Annotated in this window: 8 protein-coding genes and 1 pseudogene; 5 read left to right on the top strand and 4 right to left on the bottom strand. The window is 72.1% G+C overall.

Annotated elements, in window-relative coordinates:
- Positions 1-529 (top strand): annotated as a pseudogene (locus tag N4P33_RS27405) (hypothetical protein); the annotation flags it as partial.
- A gap of 81 nt (positions 530-610) precedes the next feature.
- Here the strand turns inward: N4P33_RS27405 and N4P33_RS27400 are convergent.
- Both N4P33_RS27400 and N4P33_RS27395 read right to left on the bottom strand, forming a co-directional pair.
- Positions 611-2,374 carry a TIGR03767 family metallophosphoesterase gene (locus tag N4P33_RS27400; protein WP_260829475.1) on the bottom strand — a complete coding sequence of 588 codons (1,764 nt, stop codon included), beginning with the start codon at positions 2,372-2,374 and terminating at the stop codon, positions 611-613.
- Positions 2,375-2,630: 256 nt separating this feature from the next.
- Positions 2,631-3,569, bottom strand: a complete 939-nt coding sequence (locus tag N4P33_RS27395) for a GlxA family transcriptional regulator (protein ID WP_260829474.1) — start codon at positions 3,567-3,569, stop codon at positions 2,631-2,633.
- Positions 3,570-3,765: 196 nt separating this feature from the next.
- On the opposite strand from N4P33_RS27395, the gene N4P33_RS27390 reads away from it, so the two are divergent.
- The 3 genes from N4P33_RS27390 (at position 3,766) to N4P33_RS27380 (ending at position 5,357) form a co-directional block, all read left to right on the top strand.
- A complete protein-coding gene (locus N4P33_RS27390; protein ID WP_260829473.1) occupies positions 3,766-4,455 on the top strand; it encodes a DJ-1/PfpI family protein in 690 nt (229 codons plus the stop codon).
- 69 nt (positions 4,456-4,524) lie between these two features.
- On the top strand, positions 4,525-4,824 hold the full coding sequence (locus N4P33_RS27385; protein ID WP_260829472.1) for a hypothetical protein: 300 nt from the start codon (positions 4,525-4,527) through the stop codon (positions 4,822-4,824).
- Positions 4,821-5,357 carry a hypothetical protein gene (locus N4P33_RS27380; protein WP_260829471.1) on the top strand — a complete coding sequence of 179 codons (537 nt, stop codon included), beginning with the start codon at positions 4,821-4,823 and terminating at the stop codon, positions 5,355-5,357. The genes N4P33_RS27385 and N4P33_RS27380 overlap by 4 nt, the downstream gene beginning before the upstream one ends.
- Before the next feature lie 70 nt (positions 5,358-5,427).
- Here the strand turns inward: N4P33_RS27380 and N4P33_RS27375 are convergent, their stop codons facing one another.
- A complete protein-coding gene (locus tag N4P33_RS27375; RefSeq protein ID WP_260829470.1) occupies positions 5,428-5,901 on the bottom strand; it encodes an NUDIX hydrolase in 474 nt (157 codons plus the stop codon).
- Positions 5,902-6,135: 234 nt separating this feature from the next.
- Here N4P33_RS27375 and N4P33_RS27370 point away from each other — a divergent pair, with 234 nt between their 5' ends.
- Positions 6,136-9,438, top strand: a complete 3,303-nt coding sequence (locus N4P33_RS27370) for a S8 family serine peptidase (protein WP_260829469.1) — start codon at positions 6,136-6,138, stop codon at positions 9,436-9,438.
- A gap of 79 nt (positions 9,439-9,517) precedes the next feature.
- Here N4P33_RS27370 and N4P33_RS27365 read toward each other — a convergent pair.
- Positions 9,518-10,240, bottom strand: a 723-nt coding sequence (locus tag N4P33_RS27365) for a hypothetical protein (protein ID WP_260829468.1), incomplete at its 5' end; no start/stop codon positions are given.

The following is a 10,240-nucleotide window of genomic DNA, read 5'->3' as shown; positions in this document are numbered from 1 at the left end:
CGCGGTGGCGCGGCTGCAGGACGCGGGCACGGTGCGCCGGCTGCTGACGGAGGCGGTGCGCGGCGGGCACTGCGACGCGGCCGCGGTGGTGCGGGAGCTGAACGAGGCGCGGCTGCTGAACCGGCCGCACGTGGTGGACGCGGTGGACTCGCTGGTCGCCGAGGGCCGGGCGATCGCGGAGGACCGGCTGTACGAGATGGTGCGCGAGCACGGTCTGCCGGACCCGGTGTGGAACGTCGACCTGCGCCTGCCGGGCGGTCCCCACCTCGGCGGCCTGGACGCCTACTGGCCGGAGCAGGCGGTCGCCGTGGAGCTGGACACGCGGGCGCCGCGCCAGGACGACGACGCCCTGTGGTCGGAGTACGCCCGCAAGCGCGAGCACCTCGAACGGCTCGGCATCACGGTCGTCCACGTCACCCCGCGCAAGCTCCGGGACGCGATGGAGCAGCAGGCGGCGGTGATCCGTACGGCGCTGATGGCGGCGGCGGACCGGGAGCCGGCCGCGTATGTGGTGGTGCTGCCCCGCTGAGCCGTCGTAGCGGGAGCCGTATCAGGAGGGGAGAGGAGGGGCCGCCGGCTCGGGCGGCCCCTCCTCGTGTGTGATGGTGTGTCATTTCTTCAGCAGCAGCTCGGTGTTGCGGTCCTGAGGGGTGCCGGCCAGGTCGGTGCGGGCGCCGGGGGCGTTGAGGGAGAGCTCGCGGTAGAGGGCGGCGAGGCCGGTCTGGGAGAGGTCGGAGAAGTCGGTGCGGTGGGGGGCCGCGGACTCGACCAGGGTGGTGAACAGGGAGAGAGTGCCGTCCTTGTTGTCCACCAGCTCGATGACACGGGCGAGTTGGGGGAAGTCGACGTGCGAGGCCGTGGAGATCTCCCAGAAGGAGTTCTCGGGGCCGGTGTGCGGGACGATCGCGTTGCGGTGGATGTGGCCGTTGACCCAGGCGACGACGTTGCGGTGGCGGCCGAGGAGGGCGAGGAGTTCGTCGCCGCTGTGGCGCCGCTCGTCGGGGCGGGCCGGGTCGGGGTGGGTGTTGTCCATCGACGTGCTGGTGTGGTGGCTGAAGACGAGGGCGTAGGAGTCGCGGTTCTTGCGCAGGGTGTCTTCGAGCCAGCGCAGTTGTGCCGTGCCGAGGGAGCCCTCGTAGTGGCCGCCGGGGTCGGTGGTGTCGAGGCTGATGCCGATGACGTCGTCGGAGATGCGGAAGGCGTAGTACTGGGTGCCCGTCTCCAGGTTGGCGGTGGTGTAGCCGTGACCGGAGGGACCGGGGCCGTGGTGGGCAGGGTCCAGGTGGGCGGCAAGGTACTCGGCGGGGGTGAAGGGGGCGCGTCGCTCGTCGGGGGTGACGGGGCGCATGGCGCGGGCGTGGGCCTTGAGGAATTCCCCGTACTGCACGCCCCGCGGGTCGGTGGCCTTCTTGATGGCCTTCTGGAGGCGGCGGGCCTCGGCCTCCGGCACGTCCATCAGCTTGCGGCCGCCGACGGCGAGGTCGGTGAGGCGGGCGTCGCCGTGGGAGGCGTAGCAGCCGAGCGGCAGGGAGTCGTGGTTGCCGACGGTGGAGTACCACGGCAGATTGAGGCCGGGGCTGGTCACCTCGCGGACGGCCGCGGCGAGGAAGCCGTCGAGGTGCGGGAAGCCGAGCTGCTTGTCGGCGTCGCGGACGGCGGTGTCGGGCTGCCAGTACCGCTTGAGGCCGCTGTTCTGGACGCCCTCGTAGTGGCGCGGGTCGCCGGTGTTGGGGCGGATGCGGCCGCCGCTCATGACGGTGAGGTACCAGTCCAGTTCGGAGCGGCAGTTGTTGTCGGTGTTGTCGCCGGTGGTCATCGCGAAGTGCAGCGGGGCGCCGGTGGCGGGGGCGCCGCGCAGCGCGTTGACCCGTTCGACCAGGGCGATCGCGCCCTGCACGGTCAGGGCCTCCTGGGGGCGCCAGGCGTGCACGTCGGTGGCGCGCAGGTACTCCAGGCGCAGCGGGTGCTGGGTGTCGATCAGGTGCAGGTCGGTGAGCTGGACGAAGGCGGTGAGCGCGGTGCGGCGGTTGGCGCGTCCTGAGCGGGGCTCGGCGAGGTCGCCGCGCACCACCCGGCCCCAGGCGGGGCCGTCGCCGAGGCGCCGGTAGCCGGAGGTGCCGCGCGGGGCGGCGATCGTGGTGAGGGTGGTGCCGCGGGTGTAGGGGGCGAGCGGGCCGGCCGGTGCCTGCCGGGAGGAGGCGAGCACGGTGCCTCCGGCGCCGGTGCCGGTCGCGGTGGTGGCGGTGGCGGCGCGTCCGGTCTCGGGGCGCAGCGTGTAGCCGACGCCGGCGGAGAGGGCCACGGCCGCGGAGGCGGCGAGGATCGAACGACGGTGGACCGAGGTGGAGCCGGCGACTGAGCGTATGCGCGACATGGCGCTTTCTCCCCGAGTGCGAACGCGTCGGCAGTGGTCGCGGACCGCCCGTCACCCGGACGCACCGCTCGTACCGGATGCTTGGCACCGGGAATGACCTGCGCGTGAACGCGACGGCAACGCGCAACACCGATCGCCGTACGTGGATCACGCACCCGGCGAGGTGTCGACGCCCGCTCCCGTGCCGGCCGGGAACTGGTCACTCCGTGTTCATCTGACGGGAGACGGGGCCGGCCTCCCTCGGCAGGGGCTCGGCTCAGCTGAAGGCGCGCCGGTAGGTCTGGGGGCTGACGCCGGTGGTGCGTTTGAAGCGGTCGCGGAAGGCGGTGGGTGAGCCGAACCCGACCTGGGCGCCGATGCGTTCGACGGAGTGCTCGGTGGTCTCCAGCAGGTGCTGCGCCTGGCGGATGCGGGCCCGGTGCAGCCACTGGAGCGGGGTGGCGCCGGTGTGGTCGCGGAACCGCCGGATCAGGGTCCGGGTGCTGGTCCCGGCCCGGGTGGCGATGTCGGCGAGGGTGAGGTCGCGGCTCAGGTTGTCGCCAAGCCAGGTCAGCAGCTCCTCGAAGTCCGATCCCCGGGGTGTGGGGGCGTGGTCGTAGGCGATGAACTGCGCCTGTCCGCCCTCTCGTTCGAGCGGCATCACCGACAGCCGGGCGGCGTCGGCCGCGACCGCCGATCCGTAGTCACGGCGGATCATGTGCAGGCACAGGTCCAGGCCGGCGGCGGCGCCGGCCGAGGTGAGGAACTGGCCGTTGTCGACGTAGAGCACGTCGGGGTCGACGTCGACCTCCGGGTGGGCGGCCGCCAGGAGTCCGGCCGCACGCCAGTGGGTGGTGGCGCGCAGCCCGTCCAGGAGGCCGGTGGCGGCCAGCGGGAAGGTGCCCACGCACAGGGAGGCGATCCGCGTGCCCGCGGCGGCGGCCGACCTCAGCGCGTCACGGACCGGGGAGGAGAGCGGGGCCGTGAGATCGGCGACGCCCGGCACGATGATCGTGTCCGCGTCCCGGAGACCGTCCAGCCCCCAGGGGGCACGCAGGGTGAAGGCACCGGCGTCGATCTCGTCGCGCTCGGCGCACACCCGGACCTGGTAGCCGGGCCGCCCGTCGGGCAGGCGGGTCCGGGAGAAGACCTCGATCGGGGTGGACAGGTCGAAGGGGATCACCTGGTCCAGCGCGAGTACGGCGACGGTGTGCATGGCGAGAATGTACCTCTGCGCTGTCGGGAGGATTCGGCACCGGTACCGGGATCACTGCATGTCACAGCGGTCTTGCGATGCCTCTGCAGTGCTTGGCGATATCCCGTTGAAAGGTGTCACTCCTGCCACTGGGCGAGCGTCGCGGCAACCGGTTGACTTCACGCGTCGGAGAGAAACGACACCGAAGGAACCTCCCATGCACATCCAGGTTGTCCTGTTCGACGGCTTCGATCCGCTCGACGTCATCGCGCCCTACGAGGTGCTGTACGCCGGCGGCATGGCGTCGGACGGCGCGGTGACCGTGGAGCTGGTCTCCGCGGAGGGCGCCCGGGACGTGATCAGCGGCACCGGAGGGCTGACGCTGCGGGCCACGGCCGCGCTCGACCCGGAGCGGGCGGACGTGGTCCTGGTGCCGGGCGCCTCCGGGCGCGTCGGTGCACCCGGCGAGGTGCCGGACGCGGAGGTGGGCGCCGGCGGGTGGCGGCAGGACGAGTTCGTTCCGGTGCTCCTCGGGCGCACGTTGACCACCGAGCTGCCCGCTCTGCTGAAGCAGGCGATGGACGATCCGGACGTGACGCTCGCGACCGTCTGCGGCGGCTCGCTCGTGCCGGCCATGGCCGGTCTGCTGGAGGGACGCCACGCGACCACCCACCACCTGGGCCTGGATCTGCTCGACGCCACGGGCGCCCACGTGGTCCGTGCCCGTGTCGTCGACGACGGCGACCTGATCACCGGCGCCGGCGTCACCTCCGGGCTGGACCTGGGTCTCTACCTGCTGGAACGCGAGCTCGGACCCCGTATCGCGCACGCCGTCGAGGAGCTGTTCGCCCACGAGCGACGCGGCACCGTGTGGCATGCGCGGGGACTGGCTCCCTCCGCACTCTGAGGACTCGGTACGAGCCCGTCGCACCCCTTTTGTCTCACCCCTTGACCAACCGTCAGAAAGAACATCGGCATGTCCGTCGAAGGCACCTGGAACCTGTCCATCGCCACACCCCTCGGCACGATGAACGCCGTGGTCGAACTCCGCCGGCACAACGGAGTGCTGACCGGAACGGCCCACGGGGCCGGCGAGGAGGTGCCGCTGCACGACGTCGCCCTCGACGGCGACCGGCTCACCTGGAAGCAGGCCGTCACCAAGCCCCTGCGGCTGAACCTGGCCTTCGACGTGACGGTCGACGGCGACACACTCCGGGGCACGTCCAGGGCCGGCCGCCTGCCGGCCTCGAAGGTCACCGGGGAGCGCCGGGCGTGACCAAGCTCCTTCTGTCCTTGCACGTCCTGGCCGCCATCGTGGCCGTCGGCCCGGTCACCGTCGCGGCGAGCATGTTCCCGCCGACGCTACGCCGCGCCCTCGGCGCCTCCGGCTCCGGCTCCGGCTCCGGCTCCGGCTCCGGCTCCGGCTCCGGCGACGCTCTGACGGCCCTGCGGACCCTGCATCGCATCTGCCGGGTCTATGCCGGTGTCGGTGTCGCCGTGCCCGTGTTCGGGTTCGCGACCGCCAAGAGCCTCGGCGTCCTGGGCGACACCTGGCTCATCGTCTCGATCCTGCTGACCGCGGCCGCCGCCGGTGTTCTCGCCCTGCTGATCCTGCCCGCCCAGGACCGGGCGCTGGACGAGGTGGGGGCCTCCGGCTCGTCCTCGGCGTCCGCGTCCGCTCCCTCCGCGTCCGAACCCGCCCCCTTGTCACCGGGCCGTCTCGCCATGCTCACCGGCGTCTTCAACCTGCTGTGGGCCACGGTCACCGTGCTGATGATCGTCCGCCCCGGCTCCACCACAGGGGCATGACCATGCGTCGGGCCGCTCGCACTGCGGCAGGCCGGCCATGGGGACGCAGGCGGCGCCTGAGCGGTGTTGTTCAGGTCGGGCCGGGACGGCTCTCCCCCCGTGCCGGGCGGCCCGTCGGCGGACGTTCACGCCACAGGTGCAGGGCCGTGTCGACCAGGCGGATGCGGGTCAGGGCCGGGACGGCGTCCAAGGGGTGCCAGGCGGCGAGGTCGGTGGAGCCGTTGGTCTCGTTGCGGAGGTCGCCGCCGGTGATGCGGGCCTCGTAGACGAGGCGTACGCCGTGGTGGTCGACGGCGCGGCCGAGGCGGGCCGGGAAGACGTGGCGGGTGGAGTCGACGCCGAGGAGGGCGGTGACCTCGATGTGGTAGCCGGTCTCCTCCTCCACCTCCCGGCGCACGGTGTCGCAGGGGTCCTCGCCGTGCTCCATGCCCCCGCCCGGCATCACCCACTCGGGGACGCCGCCCGGCCCCGGGGACCGGGCGAGCAGGAGCCGGCCGTCGCGTACCACCACGGCGTAGGCCGCCACCCTCAACTTCTGTCGCACCGAGGGACGTTACCCCGGTCCGGTCGGCGACATGTCGTCTTCGCGGGGCCCTGTCCGGAAAAGCGCATCGGGGGTTTTCCCCATGCATCCATTGCGATTCGGTCAACCCTCCCCAAACACCTGTCCCTTGCGTAAAGCTCAGCGATCGTCCGGAGTCGCCATCCGGACCGTCGCGGCCAGGGCCGATCGGCTCCGGTCGTTCCACGATCGTTCCTTTACGCACAAGGGATGCCGATGACCCACTCCCCCCAGCAGGACCCGATAGCGGGCGCGAGACGCGTGGCCCGTATCGCCGTGGCCGCCGGCCTCGTCGCCGCGCTGTCCGCGGCAGGACCGATACCCATGGCCTTCGCGGCGGACGCGCCACCCGCCGACCAGGACGTCAAGTCCGCACCGAGCAAGCTGGGTTCCGACGACGCGGAGCTGCTCGCCGAGGCGCAGGCCGAGGGCGTCAAGAACGTCACCATGATGATCGCCACCGCGCCCGGCAAGACCGAGCAGGTCGCCGGGCAGCTGGACGCGGTCAAGGGCGGCTCGGTCGGCCGGACCCACGACAAGCTCGGCTACGTCCGCGCCACCGTCCCGACGGCCAAGGCGGAGTCGGCCATCGCCGCCGCCACCAAGCTCTCCTCCGTGCACGGCATCGACCTGCGCGAGGAGATCCCGCTGGACGACCCGACGCCGAGCGCCGACACCACCAAGCAGGCCGGCGCCCAGGGCACCGCCACCTACCCGGCCCCCGGCAAGCGCACCCCGGCGAAGAACCCGTACAACCCGTCCTTCGAGACCGGCGCCGTCGAGTTCGTCGAGGACAACCCGAAGGCGGACGGCCGCGGCATCACCATCGGCATCCTCGACTCGGGCGTGGACCTCGGCCACCCGGCGCTGCAGAAGACCACCACCGGCGAGCGGAAGATCGTCGACTGGGTGACGGCGACCGACCCGATCGTCGACAACGACCGCACCTGGCGCCCGATGGTGTCGTCCGTGACCGGCCCCGCCTTCACCTACCAGGGCAAGACCTGGCAGGCCCCGGCCGGCGAGTACCGGATCAGCACCTTCCTGGAGTCGTACACCACCGGCGGCGACGCGGCCGGTGACGCCAACCGCGACGGCGACACCACCGACTCCTGGGGCGTCCTGTACGACGCGGCGGCCGGCACCGTCCGCGTGGACCTGAACAACAACCAGGACTTCGGCGACGACGAGCCGATGAAGCCGTACAAGGACGGCTTCCAGATCGGGTACTTCGGCACCGACGACCCGAAGACCGAGATCGCCGAGCGCCAGCCGTTCGTCGTGGAGATCCGCAAGGACGTCCCGATGGACCCCTACGGCGGCGACTGGGTCGGCAAGAAGGCCGACTTCGTCAACATCGGTGTCGTGGAGTCCGAGCACGGCTCGCACGTCGCCGGCATCACCGCCGCCAACGGTCTGTTCGGCGGGAAGATGGACGGCGCCGCCCCCGGCGCGAAGCTCGTCTCCTCCCGCGCCTGCACCTGGTCCGGCGGCTGCACCAACGTGGCGCTCACCGAGGGCATGATCGACCTCGTCACCAAGCGCGGCGTCGACATCGTCAACATGTCGATCGGCGGTCTGCCGGCGCTCAACGACGGCAACAACGCCCGCGCCGAGCTGTACAACCGGCTCATCGACGAGTACGGCGTCCAGCTGGTGATCTCCGCGGGCAACTCCGGCCCCGGCGCCAACACCATCGGCGACCCGTCGCTGGCCGACAAGGTCATCTCGGTCGGCGCGTCCGTCTCCCGCGAGACGTGGGCCGCCAACTACGGCTCCAAGGTGGAGAAGAAGTACGCCATGATGCCGTTCTCCTCGCGCGGTCCGCGTGAGGACGGCGGCTTCACGCCGACGCTGGCCGCCCCCGGCGCCGCGATCAACACCATCCAGACCTGGATGCCGGGCGCCCCCGTCGCCGAGGCCGGCTACAGCCTCCCGCCCGGCTACGGCATGCTCCAGGGCACCTCGATGGCCTCCCCGCAGGCCGCGGGCGCCGCGGCGCTGCTGCTGTCGGCGGCGAAGCAGAAGGGCATCGACCTCCCGCCCGCGAAGCTGCGCACCGCCCTCACCTCCACCGCCGAGCACATCAAGGGCGTGCAGGCCTACGAGGAGGGCGCCGGCCTCATCGACATCGAGGACGCCTGGGACGCCATCCGTGACGACGCCACCGCGCACACGTACACGGTGAAGGCGCCGGTCGACACCGCGATCGACCAGTTCCTGAAGACCCCGGGCTTCGGCACGGGCCTGTACGACCGTGAGGGCGGCCTGAAGGCCGGGCAGAAGAAGACGTACGACGTCACCATCACCCGTACGTCCGGCCCCGACCGCGCGATCCGGCACGAGCTCGACATCGAGAACAACGCCGGCCGCACCTTCCGCATCCTCGGCGACGACGACATCGCGCTGCCGCTGAACAAGCCGGTGACCGTGAAGGTCCAGGCCGCGCCCGGCTCGGCCGGCATCAAGAGCGCGATCCTGGAGGTCGACGACCCGCGCACCGAGGGTGTGGACCGGCAGATCATGACGACCGTGGTCGTCTCCGCTCCGCTGAAGCACACCTTCGCCGCGTCCGGTTCGGTGCAGCGCAACAGCCACACCTCCTACTTCGTCACCGTGCCCGAGGGCGCGAAGACACTGGAGGTCGCGATGAGCGGGCTGAAGGACAAGAGCCAGACCCGGTTCATCGCCATCCACCCGTACGGCGTCCCGGCCGACCCGACGTCGACGATCAACTGCTACCCGAATTACACCAACCCGGCCAACACCTGCCGCCCCGACCTGCGCTCGTACGCCGACCCGCAGCCGGGCGTGTGGGAGATCGAGGTCGAGTCGCGCCGCACCTCGCCGCTGCTCGACAACCCGTACAAGCTGGACGTCGCCGTGCTCGGCGCGGCCTTCGAGCCGGAGACCGTGACCGTGCCGGAGGCGAAGGTCGGCACGCCGGCCGCCGCGTCCTGGAAGGTGACCAACCAGTTCGCCGCCCTGGAGGGCAAGCTGGTCGGCGGGCCGCTCGGCTCGGCGAAGACGGACCGCCCGGCGATCAAGCAGGGTGAGAAGAAGACCGTGACGGTCGAGGTGCCCGAGGGTGCCGCCTCGCTCGACGTGGCCATCGGCAAGGTGTCCGACACCGCCGCCGACCTGGACCTCACGGTCTACGACAAGGACGGCAACGAGGTCGCCCAGTCCGCCGACGGCGACTCGGAGGAGTCGGTGTCCATCGCCAAGCCGGCCGCCGGTACGTACACGGTGGAGGTCGTGGGCTACTCGGTCCCGGCGGGCTCGACGGACTACGACTACCGGGACGTGTTCTTCGCGGCCACGCTCGGTTCCGTGACGGTCGACGACGCGGCGCCGGTGAAGCTCGGCACGGGTGACTCGGCGGAGGTCTCCGCCAAGGTCACGGCCGCCGCGGCGGCTCCCGAGGGGCGTGCCTTCTTCGGCCGCGTCCAGCTGGTCAACGCGCGCGGCACGGTCGCGGGCCTGGGCAGCGTGGCGATCGAGAAGGTCGTGCCGTAACGCCTTCGGCTGAGATGAGCAAGGTGAGATGAGCGAGGGGCGGGCGTCCGGAAGTGGACGCCCGCCCTTCGTCATCCCGTCATTCGCAGGTGAGGGTGCGGGACTCGGGGAGGGACGCGGTGATCCGGGCCCGCTCGGGGGCGATGTTCTTCTCACCGACGATCACCATGTCAGGGAACTGGTCCCCCAGCGGTATGCCGACGAGCACGAGAGCGCCGACGTGGAGACGGGGCCGGCCGACGGTGGCGATCGGGAAGGTGAGCTCTTCGGTCCTCCCCTCCTCGGCCTTGTAGGGGCGGGTCACGGTGAGGGTGACGCGCTCGAACTCGCCGGACGGCGTCGGCTTCACGGCGGAGACCGTGCCCTCCACGACCGTGCGGGCGCAGGCGAGATAGCGGGGGCTGCCGAAGGCGACCCCGCCCCCCTGCTCGCCGGCGGCACTGTCGGCGGCAGCCTTGCTCCCGGCGTCGTCGGAGGACGTCCCGGTCTGCGTCACGAGCCACCCCATCCCGACGACGACGCTCGCGGCAGCGGCAGCGACGAGGGCCCCGAAGGCGACCTTGAGGGGCCGACGGGTGCGCCGCCGGGCAGCAGGGTGGGCGAGAGGGGTCACTCCCGACGGGGTGGCGGCCGCCGCCCCCGCGTCCTCGGTACTGTCCGACGCCCCGCCCCGGAACTCACCCTCCGCGTGCCTCCCCGGCCCCGGGTGGCCGAGGGACGTCACCGGTGCCGGGGCGGCCTCCAGGCCGCCGGCCCCCGTCCCGCCCGGGGATCCGGTCGCCGCGCCGAACCCCGGGCCAGC

Source organism: Streptomyces sp. 15-116A (assembly GCF_025290915.1).
In the GTDB taxonomy this organism is placed as follows: Bacteria; Actinomycetota; Actinomycetes; order Streptomycetales; family Streptomycetaceae; genus Streptomyces.
The sequence above is the reverse complement of the archived record's forward strand: the minus strand, read 5'-3'. Positions and strand labels throughout refer to the sequence as shown.